18 protein-coding genes and 1 tRNA gene are annotated in these 18,163 nt (G+C 55.2%); 18 read left to right on the top strand and 1 reads right to left on the bottom strand.

Going from position 1 to position 18,163, the window contains the following annotated elements; translation table 11 throughout:
• Positions 1-616: 616 nt before the first annotated feature.
• The 18 genes from VMC84_RS00095 to VMC84_RS00010 all read left to right on the top strand — a co-directional run bounded on the left by VMC84_RS00095 (position 617) and on the right by VMC84_RS00010 (position 17,790).
• On the top strand, positions 617-979 hold the full coding sequence (locus VMC84_RS00095) for a 50S ribosomal protein L18e (protein WP_325376920.1): 363 nt from the start codon (positions 617-619) through the stop codon (positions 977-979).
• 12 nt (positions 980-991) lie between these two features.
• Positions 992-1,411, top strand: coding sequence for a 50S ribosomal protein L13 (locus tag VMC84_RS00090; RefSeq protein WP_325376918.1), 420 nt, complete (start codon positions 992-994; stop codon positions 1,409-1,411).
• A 9-nt stretch (positions 1,412-1,420) separates the two neighbouring features.
• Positions 1,421-1,825, top strand: a complete 405-nt coding sequence (locus VMC84_RS00085; RefSeq protein ID WP_325376916.1) for a 30S ribosomal protein S9 — start codon at positions 1,421-1,423, stop codon at positions 1,823-1,825.
• Between the two features lie 70 nt (positions 1,826-1,895).
• The gene (locus VMC84_RS00080; RefSeq protein ID WP_325376914.1) at positions 1,896-2,111 is read left to right on the top strand and encodes a DNA-directed RNA polymerase subunit N; all 216 of its coding nucleotides are present in this window, start codon (positions 1,896-1,898) and stop codon (positions 2,109-2,111) included.
• A gap of 11 nt (positions 2,112-2,122) precedes the next feature.
• Positions 2,123-2,200 (top strand) — tRNA-Pro (locus tag VMC84_RS00075).
• A gap of 122 nt (positions 2,201-2,322) precedes the next feature.
• Positions 2,323-2,565, top strand: coding sequence for a DNA-directed RNA polymerase subunit K (locus VMC84_RS00070; protein WP_325376912.1), 243 nt, complete (start codon positions 2,323-2,325; stop codon positions 2,563-2,565).
• A gap of 44 nt (positions 2,566-2,609) precedes the next feature.
• A complete protein-coding gene (gene eno, locus VMC84_RS00065; protein WP_325376911.1) occupies positions 2,610-3,866 on the top strand; it encodes a phosphopyruvate hydratase in 1,257 nt (418 codons plus the stop codon).
• A 46-nt stretch (positions 3,867-3,912) separates the two neighbouring features.
• Complete coding sequence (rpsB, locus tag VMC84_RS00060) at positions 3,913-4,548, top strand: 30S ribosomal protein S2 (RefSeq protein WP_325376910.1); 636 nt, start codon at positions 3,913-3,915, stop codon at positions 4,546-4,548.
• Between the two features lie 26 nt (positions 4,549-4,574).
• Positions 4,575-5,372 (top strand): MEMO1 family protein, encoded by a 798-nt coding sequence (locus VMC84_RS00055; protein ID WP_325376908.1) that lies wholly within the window; start codon positions 4,575-4,577, stop codon positions 5,370-5,372.
• 4 nt (positions 5,373-5,376) lie between these two features.
• A complete protein-coding gene (locus VMC84_RS00050) occupies positions 5,377-6,276 on the top strand; it encodes a mevalonate kinase (protein WP_325376907.1) in 900 nt (299 codons plus the stop codon).
• Entirely contained in the window at positions 6,273-7,040 is a 768-nt protein-coding gene (locus tag VMC84_RS00045; RefSeq protein WP_325376905.1) for an isopentenyl phosphate kinase, read from the top strand. The genes VMC84_RS00050 and VMC84_RS00045 overlap by 4 nt, the downstream gene beginning before the upstream one ends.
• A gap of 3 nt (positions 7,041-7,043) precedes the next feature.
• On the top strand, positions 7,044-8,117 hold the full coding sequence (gene fni / locus VMC84_RS00040; RefSeq protein ID WP_325376904.1) for a type 2 isopentenyl-diphosphate Delta-isomerase: 1,074 nt from the start codon (positions 7,044-7,046) through the stop codon (positions 8,115-8,117).
• A gap of 38 nt (positions 8,118-8,155) precedes the next feature.
• On the top strand, positions 8,156-9,493 hold the full coding sequence (locus VMC84_RS00035; protein WP_325376902.1) for an RNase J family beta-CASP ribonuclease: 1,338 nt from the start codon (positions 8,156-8,158) through the stop codon (positions 9,491-9,493).
• Positions 9,494-9,755: 262 nt separating this feature from the next.
• Positions 9,756-9,941 (top strand): hypothetical protein, encoded by a 186-nt coding sequence (locus tag VMC84_RS00030; RefSeq protein WP_325376900.1) that lies wholly within the window; start codon positions 9,756-9,758, stop codon positions 9,939-9,941.
• Between the two features lie 491 nt (positions 9,942-10,432).
• A complete protein-coding gene (locus VMC84_RS00025; protein ID WP_325376898.1) occupies positions 10,433-13,672 on the top strand; it encodes a VWA domain-containing protein in 3,240 nt (1,079 codons plus the stop codon).
• Positions 13,673-13,683: 11 nt separating this feature from the next.
• Positions 13,684-14,340 (top strand): hypothetical protein, encoded by a 657-nt coding sequence (locus VMC84_RS00020; protein WP_325376896.1) that lies wholly within the window; start codon positions 13,684-13,686, stop codon positions 14,338-14,340.
• Positions 14,341-14,556: 216 nt separating this feature from the next.
• Positions 14,557-15,972 (top strand): MFS transporter, encoded by a 1,416-nt coding sequence (locus tag VMC84_RS00015; RefSeq protein WP_414676311.1) that lies wholly within the window; start codon positions 14,557-14,559, stop codon positions 15,970-15,972.
• 105 nt (positions 15,973-16,077) lie between these two features.
• Positions 16,078-17,790, top strand: a complete 1,713-nt coding sequence (locus VMC84_RS00010; RefSeq protein WP_325376892.1) for a glutamate--tRNA ligase — start codon at positions 16,078-16,080, stop codon at positions 17,788-17,790.
• Positions 17,791-17,901: 111 nt separating this feature from the next.
• Here VMC84_RS00010 and VMC84_RS00005 read toward each other — a convergent pair.
• Positions 17,902-18,163 (bottom strand): site-specific DNA-methyltransferase (locus VMC84_RS00005; RefSeq protein ID WP_325376890.1); only part of this gene is annotated, 262 nt, incomplete at its 5' end.

Below are 18,163 nucleotides of genomic sequence, written 5' to 3'. Positions count from 1 at the left end.
TTCTCACCACAGGGCGCACGGAGGCACCACGGAGGGCACGGTTTATTATTCACCACGGCGAACACGGCGAACACGGCGCTCTTTTATTTTCCTGAAGAGGGCTGATGCCCCCTCGGAGACCCCCGTTTTACTTATTAAAAGCTTCACCACGGCGGCACGGAGGCACCACGGAGGGCACGGTTTATTATTCACCACGGCGACACGGCGAACACGGCGCTCTTTTATTTCCTGAAGGGGGCTGATGCCCCCTCGGAGACCCCCTCCTTTCTTTTATATCCTGAAGAGGGGCTGACGCCGCGCGGAGCGCTCTTGCTTACCCCTCGGGATCCCCATTTTACTTATTAAAACTATGGAAACCGTGTCGCCGTGCGTCCGCCGTGTCGAATTTTAAAGGGCGCCGTGTTCGCCGTGTCGCCGTGGTGAACAAAGCGCCGTGTCGCCGTGGTGAATCACCGAAAACTTCATATGCCCGTATCGCATTATGAGCCTCCGTCATCATAAATGACATGAAACCGTAGGATAACGCTGGTTATCCGGCGAATGGGCGAACTGCCCGAGCGTATCGATCAACCGTCGATGCGTGAGTCAGGCCGAAAGGCCTTACGGAGGTTCAGAAATGAAGGCTTTACAGAAAACTAACCCCAGATTATCCAAGCTCATTTTCGACCTCAAGGCCCAGTCCAGGGAGCAGAACGTGCCCCTCTGGAGGGACATAGCCGAGAGATTCGAGAAGCCGGCAAGGCACTATGCGGCGGTCAACATCAGCAAGATCAACCGCCACACGAAGGAGAACGAGACTATCCTGGTACCGGGCAAAGTCCTGGGCACCGGCAACATCGATCACCCCGTCACGGTCGCCGCGCTCAACTTCAGCGTCGCCGCCGAGGAGCTCATCTCCGGCGCCAACGGCAAGTGCCTGTCCATCGAACAGCTCATGAAGACGAACCCCGCGGGCAAGGGTGTCCGCATCATCAGGTAAGGAGGACGAAGCATGGTATTAATTAACGCGCAGGGGCTCATCGTCGGCAGGCTGTCGAGCATAGTCGCCAAAATGCTCTTAGAGGGCGAAGAAGTCACGATCATCAACGCCGAAAAGGCAATCCTGTCCGGCTCGAAGGCATCCACGTTCGCCGAGTACAAGCAGACCGTGGACCGCGGCACTACCGAGAAGGGGCCGTACTACCCGAAAAGGCCGGACGCCATCATCAAGAGGACTATCCGCGGCATGCTGCCCTACAAGGCGCAGCGCGGAAAGGACGCGATGGCGCGCCTTACCGTTTACATCGGAGTACCATCCGATGTGCAGGGCGACAAGGCCGTAACGCTGGAGAAGGCGAGCGCAGACCGCCTGAGCTCATTCAAGTACATGGAGCTCGGCGAGCTGTCGAAACAGCTAGGATCAAAGTTTTAAGGTGAGAGCATGGTCAAGGTCATTACAACAAGTGGAAAGCGGAAGACGGCGATCGCCCGCGCGACAGTTCGCAAAGGCACCGGCATCATCCGCATTAACAAGGTACCCCTGCCTCTCGTCCAGCCGGACATCATAAGGCTCAAGATCACCGAGCCCCTCACCATGGCGGGCACCGACATCGCCAATCAGGTCGATATCGACGTCGACATCCGTGGCGGAGGCGTCATGGGCCAGGCGGAGGCCGCGAGGTGCGCCATTGCGCGAGGCATCGTCAACTGGACGAACGACATGGCACTGCGCGACACGTACCTGAGCCACGACAGGACTCTGTTAGTGAACGATATTCGCGCTAAGGAGCCAAAGCACTACGGCGGAACGGGCGCAAGGGCGAAGTTCCAGAAGTCGTACCGTTAAGTATAAATGTAATCATTGGAGGTATTAATCACATACTTCCAATGAGATCAATTTATATTGGAGAAATAAAATGATACCGGTCAGATGTTTCACCTGCGGCAAGGTCGTCTCGAACGTTTGGGAAGAGTACATCGAGCGTGTCGAGGAAAGGAAAAAGAGCCTGCCCAGGGGTGAGCAGCTTAAGGTCGGCGACATCCTCGACGACCTGGGCATCGAGCGATACTGCTGCAGGCGCATGCTGCTATCGCACGTCGAGCTGGTCGACGTTCTGGCACCATACCAGTAATAAGGATATACGGGATCGTGGGGTAGCCTGGTCCATCCTTTCGCGTTCGGGACGCGGAAACCTGAGTTCAAATCTCAGCGATCCCACCATATATCCCTATTGACAGCCGTACAGCATAAGACCACCCAACGGGACGCTTGGGAACTAGAACGCACCTAAGAATCGATGAAATCTAAATTTCATTTCTTATCAAGTTACAAGAGGTATTAGCTTGAGCTCTAAACAATTGAACGTGGCCGATTCTAAAAACGTAACAAAGTACACACGCTACGAGCGTGCGCGTATCGTCGGGGCAAGGGCTCTCCAGATATCAATGGGAGCTCCCGTCCTCATAAAAGACATCAATACCGTGGAACCGATCGATGTCGCAATGGCGGAACTGGAGCGCGGCATGATCCCGATCACCGTCAAGAAGATCAATAAATCCACGCGGCGTGAGGTAAACCAGTCTTAATTCTTTTTATCTGAAATGTTAAATGTCGTATGGGAGGTTAGGTTTTGTCTATAATCGAGGATATTATCGGGCGGAGGATCTTCGATAGCCGGGGTAACCCGACCATCGAGGTCGAGGTCTACCTGGACGACGGCAGCTTCGGGCGGTCGGCGGCGCCGGCGGGCGCCTCGACGGGCACCTACGAGGCCGTGGCCATACCCGTCGCTGACGCGCTGTCGAAGCTGGAAAACGAGGTCGTCGAGCAGCTCATCGCGGAGGATGCCACGGACCAGGAAAGCATCGACATGCTCCTGCACGACATCGACGGCACGGACAACTTCAGCAACATCGGCGGCAACACGTCGGTCGCGGTCTCCATGGCCGTGGCAAAGGCCGCATCGTGCTCGGTCTATAGCACGGAAGACTACCGGGTCATGCCCTCTGAGAGCATGCTGTATCGCTATATGGGCAACGCATACCCGCGCATGCCGTACCCATTGGGTAACGTCCTGGGCGGCGGGGCGCACGCCCCGGGCGCGACGGATATCCAGGAGTTCCTGGTATCTTCGGTCGGCGCGCCGACGATCGACGACGCCGTTTATGGCAACACGCTCGTGCATAAGCGCGTTAAGAAGCTGCTGACCGACGCGGGCGTCATATGCGGTAAAGGCGACGAAGGCGGCTGGGCACCCCATGTAACTGATTCAAAGGCATTCGAGATCACCAGCAAGGCGGTCAAAGAGGTCTCGGACGAGCTGGGCTTCAGCGTCCGGCTGGGCCTGGACATCGCGGCCTCCGAGCTGTGGGACGAAAAGAAGAAGGTCTACGCCTACAAGGACGCAAAGCGGACGCCTTCGCAGCAGATAGACTATATCGCCGGCCTGGTGGACAAGTACGACCTCTTCTACGTGGAGGACCCGCTGCAGGAGAACGACTTCGACGGGTTCGCCGAGCTGACCGAGAAAGTCGGAGACCGTTGTATTATCTGCGGCGACGACCTCTTCGTCACGAATGTGAAGCGCCTTCAGGAAGGCATAGAGAAGTTCGCCGCGAACGCAATCCTCATCAAGCCCAACCAGATCGGCACGGTAACGGATACCTATAACGCTATAACGCTGGCGAAGCGGTTCGGCTTCAAGACGGTCATGTCCCACCGGAGCGGCGAGACGACCGACAACACGATCGCGCACCTGGCGGTCGCCTTCGGCTGCGAGCTGCTGAAGACGGGCGTCGTGGGCGGCGAGCGGATCGCCAAGCTGAACGAGCTCATCCGGATCGGCGAGGGCATAGGCAACGAGCGGATGACGGAAGACATCTCATAACGATAACACTTGAAATATTTTTACGAAACCAAAGGAGAAGCAAAAAATGGCAGATAAAGCTGTAGAAAAGCAAGAAATAAGAGAGATCAGAGACGAGAATTACCAGTCATTGATACCGATGGACGAATACCTTGCTGCGGGCGTGCACATCGGTACGCAGCAGAAGACTGAAGACATGCAGCGGTTCATATACCGCGTCAGGAACGACGGCCTGTACGTCCTTGACGTCCAGAGCACCGACGAGCGCATCCGCGCCGCCGCTAAGTTCCTGGCGAGATACGACCCCGCGAACGTCCTGGTGGTCTGCGCCAGACAGTATGGCCAGCACCCGGCGGAAATGTTCGCCAAGGCCATCGGCGCGAGCGACATCGTCGGCCGGTTCATCCCCGGCACTATGACGAACCCGGAGTACATGTTCTTCACCGAGCCGGACGTCGTGGTCGTTACCGACCCCATCGGCGACATGCAGGCAGTCAACGAAGCCATTAAGATCGGCGTGCCCGTCATCGCCATGTGCGACACGAACAACATGACCACCGACATCGACCTCGTGATACCGACGAACAACAAGGGCCGCAAGGCGCTGGCACTCGTGTACTGGCTGCTGGCCCGGGAAGTCGTCCGCGAGCGCGGCGAGCAGGGCTTCAACTACACCGTCAATGATTTTGAGTCAGAAATATAATCCTGGACAGGAGTAATCATACCGATATGAGGAACCCTGCGGTCGCGGGCATGTTCTATCCCGGCACAAAAGAGGCTTTACGCCAGCTTATAAGTGAGCTGGCGCCCCGGGCGCCGCCAGCTGCTAAACTGGATGCCATGGGAGTGGTCGTACCCCACGCAGGATACATCTATTCGGGCGGCGTGGCGGCTAAGGTATATGCGTCCATAGAGGGCGCGCCGACCTTTATCATCCTCGGCCCCAGGCATAGCTGGGAAGGCTCTGCGGTCGCCGTATCGGCCGTGCCCTGGAAGACGCCCCTGGGCATCGTCGACGTGGACCACGACTTCATCGACCTTCTTCCGCCGGGCATCATCGACCACGATGAGACAGCCCACCAGCGGGAGCACTCCCTCGAGGTGCAGGTGCCATTCCTGCAGTACTTTTTTAAGGATTTCCGGATCGTGCCCATAGCGATCGGCCTGCAGGATTATGAGACGGTGAAGGAGATCGCCGGCGAGATCACGGCCGCTATCGAGAAGTACCCGACAAAGGTCGTCATCGTTGCTTCGAGCGATTTCACCCACTATGAGCCCGTCGAGTCCGCCAAGCGGAAGGACCATCTCCTCATCGAAAAGATAGAGAAGCTGGACGTCCCCGGCTTTTACGACGAGATCGCCAGCCTGAACGCGACCTGCTGCGGCTACGGCCCCATCTCGGCCATGATGCTTTCCTGTAAGCGGCGCGGGGCGAAAAAGGCGGAGCTGCTGGCCTACGCGACCAGCGGCGACGTGACCGGCGACCGGGAAGTCGTCGGCTACGCGGGGCTGGCCGTGACCCGGTGATGCCATGACGATATGCTCAGCCCCCGGTAAGGTCTTTTTATTCGGCGAGCATGCGGTCGTCTATGGCAAGCGCGCCATCGCGTGCGCCATCGACCTACGGACGATGGTCGAGGTGACGCATAACAGCAAGGGCATTCGGATCCACTCGGCCTTCAAGGACGAGCCGGATAAGAACCAGTATATTAAGACGGCCATCAAAAAGATGCAGCAATACGCCGACATAAAAAACGTCAACATCACTGTCACATCTAAGATACCGGTGGCTTCGGGCCTGGGCTCTTCGGCCGCCGTGACCGTCGCCACTCTGGGCGCCCTGAACGAGGAATTCCAGGTCGGCCTGCGGAAGGAAGAGCTCGCCTTACTAGGGTACCAGACGGAGCTGGAGGTCCAGGGAGCGGCGAGCCCGACCGATACGTTCGTATCGACCATGGGCGGGACCGTGGTCGTCCCCGACAAGAAGATACTCCCGCCGATCACCTGCGGCATCGTCGTCGGCCACACGGGCATATCGAAATCGACCGCAAGGATGGTGTCCAGGGTGAAGACGCTCAAGGAGCGCTACCCCGAGGTCGTCGACGGCATCATGGACTCTATTGGGGATATATCCGCGAGAGGCGAGGATTTAATTAAAAGGAACGACTATCGTTCCATAGGCGAGCTCATGAACGTAAACCAGGGCCTTCTGGACGCCCTGGGCGTCACGATACCCGAGCTGTCCCTGCAGATCTATGCTGCCCGCCAGCACGGCGCCTACGGCGCCAAGATAACCGGTGCAGGGGGCGGAGGCTGCATGGTAGCCCTTTGCGACGAGAAGAACGCGAAGGAGATCGCGACGGCCATCGGGCACGCGTACGGCGATAGCTTCATCAGCCGGCCCACGGCGGAAGGGGTGTTCATCAGGTGACGACAATACTGAAGATAGGCGGAAGTGTGCTGACCGACAAGAACAAGGTATCGGCGGCCCGGCCCGACGTCATCGCCCGCATCGCAAAGGAGATCGGCGAAATTGACAGCGGCAAACTGGTGCTCATCCATGGAGCAGGCTCTTTCGGGCACCACCAGGCCAAGGATTATAAGCTCACGGACGGCCTGAATGACTGGAGCATCAAGGGCATCTGGCCTACCCACAGTGCCGTCACTTCATTAAATCGAATGGTCGTAGATGCCCTCCAGATGAGCGGCGTTGACGCTATACCCGTGAACCCGCTGTCGAGCTGCACGCTATCCGGCGGCCGCATCGAGCACATGTGCCTGGACGTCATCGAGTTGATGCTACAAGACGATATCACGCCTGTATTGCATGGCGACGTGGTCATGGACCGCGACAGAGGCGTAGACATCCTATCCGGCGACCAGATCGTGCCGTACCTGGCCAGAGAGCTGAAAGTGGACCGCGTGGGTATCGGCACTAACGTGGACGGCGTGCTCGACCGCGACGGAAAGTTAATAAGAAAGCTGACGCCCGGGAACATGGGCGAAGTAGATAAGATATTATCCGGCTCGGGAGGAGTCGACGTTACGGGAGGCATGCATGGAAAGATACACGAGCTGATGCCGCTGGCAAAAGTTGGAATACCGTCGCTGGTATTTAACGCTGAAAAGCCCGGTAACGTGATGAAATTCCTGAAAAACGACCTGCAAGAAGGCACATTCATACGCGGAGACTGACCGATGACGACCTCGAAGAGGAAAATCGAGCACCTGGACATCTGTACCAGGGAGAACGTGGAATCTCAGGGTAACGGGCTTTCAGACATCGAATTCGTCCACCGTTGCCTGCCGGAGATCAACCAGGCGGATATCGATACCCGCACCACGTTCCTCGGCCACGGGTTCAGCGCTCCGCTCATGATCGCGTCGATGACCGGCGGCCATCCCGGCACGACCGAAGTGAACGCGAACCTCGCGATGGCGGCCGGGCAGCTGGGGCTCGGCATGGGCGTGGGCAGCCAGAGGGCAGCCCTGGAAGACCCGAAAATGGAAGACTCGTACCGGATCGTACGAGAAAAAGCCCCCGACGCCTTCATATATGGCAACATTGGGGCCCCCCAGCTAACCCAGTACACGATCGAGGACCTGGAGCGGGCGGTCGAGATGATCGATGCCGATGCCATGGCCATCCACCTGAATTTTCTCCAGGAGGCCATACAGCCCGAAGGGAACGTGGACGCCAGGGGCATCATCGAAAAGATCGCCGAAGTTGCCGGAGAGCTGTCAGTGCCGGTCATCGTAAAGGAGACCGGTGCAGGCCTCTGCCACATGGACGCCTACCTGCTTAAAAAAGCGGGCGTCGCAGCCATTGACGTGGGCGGCCGGGGAGGCACGAGCTGGGCCGGAGTAGAAGTATTCCGGGCCAGAACAGAGCGGGACGAGGTGAGCGAGCACCTCGGCATGAAGTTCTGGGACTGGGGCATATCCACCGCCGTCAGCCTCGTGGAGGCGGACGTCGGCCTGCCGGTGGTCGCCACGGGCGGCATACGTGACGGCATCATGATGGCGAAGGCCATGGCGCTGGGAGCGTCGATGAGCAGCGTCGCGCTGCCGCTGGTATCCGCCGCTAGGGTAAGCCCCGAGAGAGTAAAGAAGATACTTGAATTGTATATCGAGGAGCTCAAGGCCGTTATGTTCCTGACCGGCGCGAGGTCGGTCGAGGATATGGCCCGGGTCCCCGTGATCATTTCGGGAAAGACGAGGGACACGCTGGAGGCAAGGGGCTTCAACTGGAAGGCCTTCGCCCAGCGGTAACCTGCGCTTCGGCGCTATTCAAAAAAGGTGTAATTTAAATGAGAGATGTAGGTATCATCGCGGTCGGCGGCTACGAGGAAGTAGGCCGTAACATGACCGCCATTAGAGTTGGAAAAGAGATTGTCATCATGGACATGGGGGTCCGTCTGGACCGCATACAGATCCATGAAGAGACCGAGATAGAAAAGATGCATTCGCTGGACCTGATTAAGATGGGGGCTATCCCCGATGATAAGGTCCTTAACAATGTCGACGCAACGGTCGTGGGCATCGTCTGCACGCACGGGCACCTGGACCATATCGGCGCAGTGCCCAAGCTGGCGCACCGGTATAAGTGCCCGATCATCGCCACGCCGTTCACGGCCGAGCTGATCAGGCAGGAGATCGAGTCCGAGCGCAAGTTCGAGGTCGTAAACAAGATACAGCCGCTACAGTGCGGCGAGATCAGGGAGCTCACGAAGAACATATCCGTCGAGCTGATAAGAGTCCAGCACAGCATCGTCGACTGCGCCTTCGCGGCACTGCACACGCCGTACGGGAAGATCCTGTACGCCTGCGACTTCAAGATCGACCGCACTCCGACGCTGGGTGAGCTTCCCGACTTCAAGCGGCTCAAGCAGATCGGCAAGGAAGGCGTGCTCGCCATGGTCACGGAGAGCACGAACGCCGACCACTCGGGCAAGACTCCTTCGGAGCAGATCGCGCGGGACATGGTCTGGGACGCGCTGCTGGGCACGGAGGAGACGGAGAGCGGCGTGCTGGTCACGACCTTCTCGTCGCACATCGCCCGCCTGAAATCAGTCATCGAGGCGGCCGAGAAAATGGACCGGATACCCGTATTGCTGGGCAGCAGCATGGAGCGGTACTTCGGCACGGCGCTCAAGATGGGCTACGTGGAGAAGCCCGACAACCTCAAGATCTTCGGCTATCGCCGGTCGGTAGAAAAGGCCGTCAAGCAGATAATGAAAGAGGGCAAGGACAAGTACCTGCCCATCGTCACGGGCCACCAGGGCGAGCCGGACGCTGTCCTGGGCAGGATTGCCAGCGGCGAGCTCGACTTCAAGCTGGACGCGGGCGACAAGGTGATCTTTTCGGCCAATGTCATACCGAACATGCTCAACCAGGCGAACCGGTACTCGTGCGAGACAAAGCTAAAGATGAAGGGCGCCAGGATCTACGATAACGTGCACGTGTCCGGCCACGCCTATAAGGAGGACCACTGGGAGCTTCTGAGGATGGTCAAGCCAGAGCACGTCATATCCGCCCACGGCAACATGCACATGCACACGGCGTACGTGGAAATGGCAGAGGATACGGGCTACGAGTTCGGCGAGACGGTGCATATCCTGAGGAACGGGCAGGAGCTAACCCTTTAACGGGTTTAGCTCTTTTTATTGATTCTCTTTTATGACTTGTATAATTTATAATTTATTTATATAAATATGTGTAAATATTTTTACAATATATCGATATTTTATTTTATAAAAATATGTTAATAACAATATATGCCAATGTTTAAATACTTAGAAATAATATTGTAAAGTAGCAATCGGTGGTAAGGCTATGAATAGGAGATTCCTGATAATTTTGGCCGGTTTAGCAATCATAATTATCGCTATATCCGGCTTTGCCGGATCAATGAATGCCAAATTAGGCGGCGTATCGCAGGCAAGCCAGCCCGTGACTGGCACGACCGTGGGCCAGGAAAATCCGGCGGATACGGTATCGAGCAATGGATTTAGCTCCGATACGCTAACATTTGACCAGGTCCCAGCAGATCAGTTTACACTCGGTAACGCGCCAGGCCACAGGATCAGCCAATAAGTTATACCGGGTAAACGGAGCCTATTCAGGAATTCATGGGTATCCAGAATAAATTAAATCTATCTATAAGAAGTCAAATTTTTTATATCCAGCCTTTTTTAAAGTTTAACTTTTCCAGTGTTAAAAATTGTTATTTTTATTAGCTATTTTAACCGGCTTAATCATTTAATTTGGGCAAGCTCAATGGATATCCCCTATCCATCTGTTCGACAGTGTTCGATTTTATCCGATATTGCCCAACAGGGCAGTGTTGAACTAAAAGTCGAAATATAACAAATTATTAATAACTAAAAGCCATTTAACTAATTAGCGATATATAAACGGGGGCATTAAGATTGATCAATAGAGTTAGTATATTAACTCTTATTTTTACAATCATACTTATTCAGGCAGCGCCGGTATTAGCCACGGGGATGGGAACCATAGCCATCACTTCGCCAGCGAGCCCGAGCGTTAATGGCAATTATAACGTCGATCTTTATTTTAGTGATATGAGCGGGCCTTTAGCGGGCCAGACGATCGACTTAAGCGTTACTTCGCCGGACGGCGCTTCAACGATACAGTCGCCGGTCGTCACGGATGGGGCAGGCCATGCCACGGCCCTGCTCCACACCTCGCTGAAGGCAGGCTATAATAATATTACTGCCGAGTCCGGTAGTGCCTCTTCCAGTGTTTCCCTCTGGATAAGCCCGGGCGCGATCAATTCGTTAAGCGTCAAGCCGGACTATGCTTTTGCCATAGCCGATGGCTACCAGACGGTCTCGGTCAAGGCTGTGGTCGCGGATGTCTATGGAAATCCGATAAAAGATGTCCCCGTCGATATGTCCGTTGACGGCATACCCATAGGTTCGATGATCACCGATGCATCGGGTGCTGTGAGCACTGTTGTCGGCCCCTTTACCGGACCCGAGGTCGTCGACGTTACGGCGGATGCGAGCGGCATCAATTACTCGGCATCCACCCTGGCATCGAATGTTACGTTTTTGCTGAAAAATAACTTGTTCCTGCTAAGATATCCCGGCGCTACCGCCCAGGTCGATTCAAATGCGAAGGTCGTCGCCGTCTGGTATTACGACCTGGCGGGCAATGTCCCGGCCGTCGGGGTGCCGCTCAAGATAGCCGCCTATGCCCCCGACAATTCCTATCTTGGAGAATATACTGGCATTACGGATGCCAACGGTACCGTAAGCTTTAGCTTCATTATGAGCCCTATGGCGGGATTCAATAATGTCATTGTTAGTAATAGTGCCCTCAGCAATCAGCCGCTAAAAAGCACTTCCATTGAAGGCATATTAAGCGATGCTACTCGTCTCACGCTGGCGTCGATTCCCTCATCGCCCATATATGCGGATGGCCAGACCGGCTATACATTCCAGATCCGGGCGCTCGATAACGATGGTAAACCGGTCAAATATAAATATGTCACCGTGGTCAAAAATGGCGACGTGGATAACTCGGTGGGCGTGCTGACGAATAATAACGGGTATGCATGGGTCGATATCGGCGCATCCCATTACGTCCAGGACGTGACGATCGAAGCGTCGACACAGGCCTTGAATAACTCGACGATCACTAACTCGACGATCCTGAGATATGTCGCAGGGCCGCCATCGTCCATCAAGGCCTTTGCGAACCCGTATGTGGTGGCCAGCTCCGACGTGCTCACCCCTCCCGGCATGACCGATGTCCACCAGACGGATATTACCACAATCATAACGGATAGCTGGGGCCATCCCATCAGTGGACAGCAAGTCGCCATTTCTTCACTGGATACGGCGCTCGGCGATATATCCGGCCCGTCGCTCGGATATACGACGGCTAGTGGCGAATTTACGACTCAGTTCAAATTGAACAACGGCGTTTATGGAGAAGACCTGACGATCGGTGTGCCCATACGAGTGACGAGCGGCTCGCTATCGGACACCTGCTATATCTATTATACGAACCGGTCCTTCCTCAGCGTAAAATCGTCCATCGAGCCGAACAATAACCTATCGGTGAACGACACGATCAATGTCACCATAACCGTAAGGGGTATCGGATGGAAGATACGGCCGCAGAACAGCAGCATTTCCCTCATATTCGATTCCTCGGGCAGCATGGACTGGATGTCGAGTATCATATATCCCTACGACCTGAAGCCGGAATCCGGCTATATGCAGCCCTGGCAGTATACGAACTGGTCGGACCACAACGTCGACCCGCGAGACTGGCATTATATCGATACGTACGATTACGAGGGCGATGGGGCCATTCAGATCATGCTTTCGTCGAATTACCGCAATTATAGCTGGTATGGCAGCTACTATTATCTCAAAGTAATTGACCCCGACAATAATACATTTTCGACGGATAATACCTATTCGAGTAACGTCCAGAACTCGCAGAATGAAAATATAATAAAGTTCAACAACGCCCAGAAGGGACTCTATAGGATCTATGGCTCCTACGCATATAATGCGGCGATGGGTAACGTGCCCTATAATATGATGGTCCTGACGCAGCCTAAGCGGCTAGGCCAGGCCTCGGACCAGAATAGTGCCGCCAAAGTGGCCGCCAATGGCTTCGTCGACAATATGACGAACAGCCAGATCGGCGTGGTCTGGTTCAATGTGAGCAGCGGTATCCCGCAGCACCTGACGATCGATGACAGTGTCAACCGCTCCATCATCAAATCGTCCATCAATTCCCTGGCAGCGAGCGGCGGAACGAATATTTACCTGGGCCTGGACAGGGCGATCAGCGACTTTAGCTCGCCGTATTACATAGACGGTAATCGGAAATTCATCATCCTGCTCTCGGACGGCTATTCCCAGACACCAGACATGGACCTAGCTTCGGCCCGTACGGCAGCACAGCAGAACATCACGATATATACGATTGGCATGGGAATGCCCGATGACCTGAACCTCGGCGAGATCGCTAATATAACGGGTGGTAATTATTCCAGGGTATATACGGATGCGCAGCTCAACGACGTCTATTCGAGCATATCACGCGATCTCAGGGAAGTGGTCGCAAATTACACGGAGATGCACTTGCTGTCCAATTGCACGAATGTGAATAATACCTGGACGCCGGATGTACAATATATACCCGGGAGTGGCATCTTGCATTATCCCAACGGCACCGTCATCAATATGGATCCCGATCCCTATCCTTATATTGACTCGAATAATAGCTATAATATCGTCTGGAATCCGGGCACGATCAAGCTGAATGATACCTGGAGCGTCACCTATAGCCTGAAAGTCCTTAAGGACGGTAACGTCACTCCGATCCGGAACGATAGCTATATCTATTTCATCCGGGATGACGGCAGTTACGATACCCTATGGTTTAGCAGTCAAACCCTGTTCGTTAATGGCAACTCGAATAAAACTATGATGCAGCCCGGCTCGCGCCTATCGGTGAACATCACCAGTCCGCTACCTAAGACGGGGTCGGAGTTGAACTCCGTGTATCAGCCCATCGAGTGGACCGTCAATTACACCGGAAACGGTACATATCATCAGAAAATCTATATGATCCAGAAGGATGGGAGCCAGCAGATCATCGGCTACAGTGACGATGGCAATTATAGCGGAAACTACCGTTACATGTTAAACGCCGGACAGCTTAGTATCGGTAATTATACGGTCATGGTGTATGCGGATGACGGCATCTACGCGGACGACGATACCGTCGTGATAATCGTGCCTGATAACAGGGGGCAGATCATCCTAATATAGGGCGGGTAAAAATGATAAAAAAGGAATACTTGGTGATATCGTTAGTGCTAGTGATCCTGGTGGCCGCCTCGGCCGCAATCATCTATACGAATGGAACTCAGGAGTCGGCGCAAAGGCCCACAGGTTCCATTGTTCCCACACCATCCCCCATGATATTAACGTCGGATGAGCAGGTCTCTGCATTTACTGCACTGGAAATTGCCAATAATAGCGAATCCGTCAGCACGTGGATGTCAACAAATCGCGGCTCCGTCGCGGTGGAGAGTATCTCGACAGAGGCGAGCGTTGGGGGAAAATCAGGCGTCTGGACGATAATATATGCGGGAAGCCCTAATAAAGCTGGGGTACAGGTCACCGGAACCGGAGTGAACCTGACGACCTTGCCGGGCAGCTTCCCAGCCCATACGCTCGATATTGCCGGTCTTATCGATAGCGATAGGGCGATCTCCCTTTCGAATGATATTCTAAATAAAGAAGGATATACGCCCACAGGGCCCGCATCGGCAGAGCTGAGCTATATGGGGCCATACGCGGGCGTCTGGGACCTGAGCTTCCCTGTAGGTAATGATTATTATGTAATTCGTCTCGATGCAAAGACGGGCAGTCTAATCGGAAAGTCAATCGTGGGCGCAGGTGGCGTGAAAACCCAAAGCTCAAGTCTAGGATAAGGATGGGGCTGTTGTCGGATTAGAAATTTTCAAAATTACTTTTTTCGAATAATCTCATATGTAGTCACCCGCGGAGGCTGCTCGAGCGCAATCCCCAATAGACTGATACCTTTTAACTGGCCATATATAAACATTCGCCATGTAGCAGGCGATTAGAGTTTTTTATTTATATCCGTAGCTATTTATTAGTGATATAACGCTAACTGTCGTGATCAATTGCTTAAAGAAAACAAGATTCTACTAATTCTCATCATGGGAATGATGATGGGCTCCATCGACACCACCATCGTCCTGCTGGCACTGCCTTCGATAACCCAGAGTCTCAATGCAAACCTGTCTCAATCCATCTGGGTCATCGTCATCTACCTGATCATAGTGGCTGTAGCGACGACGCAGCTGGGCCGGCTCGGCGACCTGTTCGGCAGGAGCCGGCTGTTCAACCTCGGCCTGGTAGTCTTCACCATCGGCTCGGCGCTATGCGGCCTCGCGCCCGGCATGCTTTTCCTGATATTCTCCAGGGCCATCCAGGCCGTCGGCGGGTCCCTGCTGGAGGCGAACAGCGGGGCCATCGTCGCCGACACGTTCGAGCCCGCGAGGCGTGGCAAGGCTTATGGATATTTGAGCATGAGCTGGACTGTGGGCGCCATGGTGGGCATCGTCCTGGGCGGGATCCTCACGACTTTCCTGGGCTGGCGTTTCATCTTTTTCATCAACCTGCCCATCGGCATTATCTGCCTCATTTTCAGCAGGAGATACCTCAAGGACACAACGGTCGTGAAGGAAGACCTGGACCTGGCGGGCATGGCGCTCCTCGGCATCGCGTTAAGCCTGATATCGATCGGGCTGATCGATTACGTGGGCATTGGGGCCAGCGCGTTGAACCTGGCCTTAGTATGCATAGGCCTGCTATTGATACCCGTATTCATATGGTATGAAAGCCGGATACCGGCCCCTATCATACACGTCGACACCTTTAAGAACAAAGTGCTCCGCTCTTCCATCCTGGCATCGTTCTTCCAGTCGATGGGCTACCTCTCCCTGGCATTTCTAATGACACTATATTTACAGGGTGTACGGGGCCTGAGCCCACTCGACGCGGCGCTGTTCATGGTCCCAGGCTACATATTGAGCAGTGTCCTGGCGCCGACCATGGGAGGCCTGGCGGACAGGTTCGGGGCCAGGATCATCGCCACATTGGGCATCGCGCTGATGTGCGTAACAGTCATCCTTTATATGACTCTCGGGGTCGATACTCCGCTATATATCGTCGTGCTGGCGTCGCTCTTCTCGGGCATCGGGAGCGCAATGTTCTGGCCCGCGAACAACAGTGCAGTCATGGCCAACGCCTCGGCCGACCGCCACGGGAGCACGTCGGGGCTCCTGAGGACGATGGCGAACATCGGGACGCTGGGGAGCTATGTGCTCTCGATAACGGCAGCCTCCGCCTTCGTGTCCCGGGAGACGGCCTTCAGCGTATTCCTGGGCACCTCGAAGCTGATGGGAGGCCTCACTCCGGCATTCCTTACCGGGCTCGACGCCGCCTTCGGCCTCTCGCTCATTATTCTGATCATCGCAGGGCTGTTTTCGCTAACACGGGGCAAGGAAGAGCGGTCGGCCAACTCCTGGGCATAAAGCGCCACGACGATAAAAAAATGAAAGCCCAGGGATATAGCAAATAATAAGTATTACTATCGCGATATTGTACCCGTCACTTTACGCTTACAGGAGCATAATTACATGGAAACTCAGGAGATCGAGCTCATCACTAAAAAGCTGGCGCTCCAGAACGCCTACAAATACGGAAAAGCCCCGCAGGCCGGGGCGGTCATGGGTAAACTGCTGGGTACCCATCCGGAACTCAAGGCGCAGGCGAAGGAGCTCATGCCCATTATCAATAATGTCCTGGTAGATGTCGGGAAAATGTCCCCTGATGAGGTGAAAGCGAAGCTGCAGGGCATCGCGCCCGAGCTGATCGATGAGCTTCACGTAAAAAAGGAGACGCGGAAAGGTCTCCCGGAACTGGATATATCGAACGTCAAGCCAGGACAGAAAGTCACGCTGCGCATCGCCCCGAACCCGAACGGGCCGCCATCGCTGGGCAATGCCCGGGGCATCATCGTGAATCATGAGTACGCCCGGATGTACGATGGCGTCTTTATCATGCGGTTCGACGACACGGACCCATCCATCAAGCGGCCCATGCTGGAGGCCTACCAGTGGTACGTCGACCAGGCGAAGTGGCTTGGCTGCCCTCCTGATAAGGTCGTTATTGCCTCGGACCGGATCCCACTCTACTACGAGTACGCCGAGAAGCTCATCGAGATGGGCAAGGCTTACGTCTGTTTCTGCGACCATGACTCGTTCAAGGAACTGAAGGATAAGGGCGAGCCCTGCCCTCACCGTAATGCATCGCCCGAAGAGAACATGAAGAATTGGAAGGCCATGCTTAACGGCGACTTCGAGGAGAAGGTCGTGCTCCGCATCAAGACGGATATTAAGCATAAGGACCCTGCGTTGAGGGACTGGGTCGCTTTCCGTATCGTGCGTGAGCCTCACCCGAGGACGGGCGACAATTACATCGTCTGGCCGATGCTGGACTTCGAGTCTGCCATGGAGGACCACTTTCAGGGTGTGACCCACATCATCCGGGGTAAGGACCTCATGAAGACTGCGGATAAGCAGCGCTATGTCTACGAGTATTTAGGATGGGAGTACCCGCACGTAAGCCACTGGGGCAGATTGCGGCTGCTGGGCTTTGGCAAGTTCTCGACGAGCGTCATGAAGAAGGGAATCGAGGCGGGGGAATACACCGGCTGGGACGACCCGCACCTGCCCACGGTCGCCGCGCTCAGGCGCAGGGGCATCGAGCCCGAGGCCATCCGGAATGTCATGGTGAACATGGGCGTGACCGAGACGGATATCGAGTTCAGCATGGACTCGCTGTACGCCGAGAACCGCAAGATCGTGGACCCGCGGGCGAACCGGTACTTCTTCGTCAAGGACCCCGTTCCACTCAAGGTCAACGGTGCGCCGCAGACGACGGCGAGAGCCCCGCTGCACCCGCTGGATCACAAGCGCGGCTTCCGGGAGATCTGCGTCTGCGATAACCCCGAATTACTCGTCACGTTAGAGGATAAGGAGCAGATTAATGTAGGCAGCATCTTACGCCTGAAAGACCTTTACAATGTTCGCGTTACATCGCTTGACCCGCTGGAGGCGGAGTACATCGGCAACGATCTTGCCGTTTTGAAGCAGGGCGCGAAGATCATCCACTGGGCTCCGACGAACGGGTTTACCGTTCGTGTGCTGGGGCCTGACGGCGAGTTCCACGGCGTGGCCGAGCAGGGCATCCACGACGAGCTGAACAACGTCGTCCAGTTCGAGCGGTTCGCGTTCTGCCGTATCGATTCGATAAACGGGGTCATCGTGGCATATTACACGCATCCCTGACTTTTTCAATTTTATCGTCTGTCGATGTTTTCGCTTTTCGCTGATTTGTTCTGATTTTTATTTGCGACTCCTTCGACGGCTTCATGCAGGGCATTATCTCCGATGACCTTATTACTTTCTTTCGATTTTATAGGGGCGGCTTTTAAGCCGGCGCCCGGCCAGCTCCACATATTCTTTATCAACTTCATAACCGACATAGTGGCGGTTTAGCATTTTTGCGGCCACGGCGGTGGTGCCGCTGCCGATGAACGGGTCCAGGACGACGTCGCCTTCAAAGGTGTAGAGCTTGATGCAGCGGGATGGTAGCTCGACCGGGTAGGGCGCAGGATGGCCGATTTTTTTCGCCGACTCCGAGCCAAAGGACCAGACGCTC

This window comes from Methanocella sp. (genome assembly GCF_035506375.1).
Lineage (GTDB): Archaea > Halobacteriota > Methanocellia > Methanocellales > Methanocellaceae > Methanocella.
Note: the sequence above shows the minus strand (reverse complement) of the source record. Positions and strands in the feature narration are given on the sequence as shown.

Coding starts and splice junctions, on each gene's coding strand:
- VMC84_RS00030 (WP_325376900.1), top strand. CDS start 9,756: ATGAATGCCAAATTAGGCGGCGTATCGCAGGCAAGCCAGCCCGTGACT.
- VMC84_RS00020 (WP_325376896.1), top strand. CDS start 13,684: ATGATAAAAAAGGAATACTTGGTGATATCGTTAGTGCTAGTGATCCTG.
- VMC84_RS00025 (WP_325376898.1), top strand. CDS start 10,433: ATGAGCGGGCCTTTAGCGGGCCAGACGATCGACTTAAGCGTTACTTCG.
- VMC84_RS00095 (WP_325376920.1), top strand. CDS start 617: ATGAAGGCTTTACAGAAAACTAACCCCAGATTATCCAAGCTCATTTTC.
- VMC84_RS00035 (WP_325376902.1), top strand. CDS start 8,156: ATGAGAGATGTAGGTATCATCGCGGTCGGCGGCTACGAGGAAGTAGGC.
- VMC84_RS00010 (WP_325376892.1), top strand. CDS start 16,078: ATGGAAACTCAGGAGATCGAGCTCATCACTAAAAAGCTGGCGCTCCAG.
- rpsB (WP_325376910.1), top strand. CDS start 3,913: ATGGCAGATAAAGCTGTAGAAAAGCAAGAAATAAGAGAGATCAGAGAC.
- VMC84_RS00080 (WP_325376914.1), top strand. CDS start 1,896: ATGATACCGGTCAGATGTTTCACCTGCGGCAAGGTCGTCTCGAACGTT.
- fni (WP_325376904.1), top strand. CDS start 7,044: ATGACGACCTCGAAGAGGAAAATCGAGCACCTGGACATCTGTACCAGG.
- VMC84_RS00055 (WP_325376908.1), top strand. CDS start 4,575: ATGAGGAACCCTGCGGTCGCGGGCATGTTCTATCCCGGCACAAAAGAG.
- VMC84_RS00090 (WP_325376918.1), top strand. CDS start 992: ATGGTATTAATTAACGCGCAGGGGCTCATCGTCGGCAGGCTGTCGAGC.
- VMC84_RS00085 (WP_325376916.1), top strand. CDS start 1,421: ATGGTCAAGGTCATTACAACAAGTGGAAAGCGGAAGACGGCGATCGCC.
- VMC84_RS00050 (WP_325376907.1), top strand. CDS start 5,377: ATGACGATATGCTCAGCCCCCGGTAAGGTCTTTTTATTCGGCGAGCAT.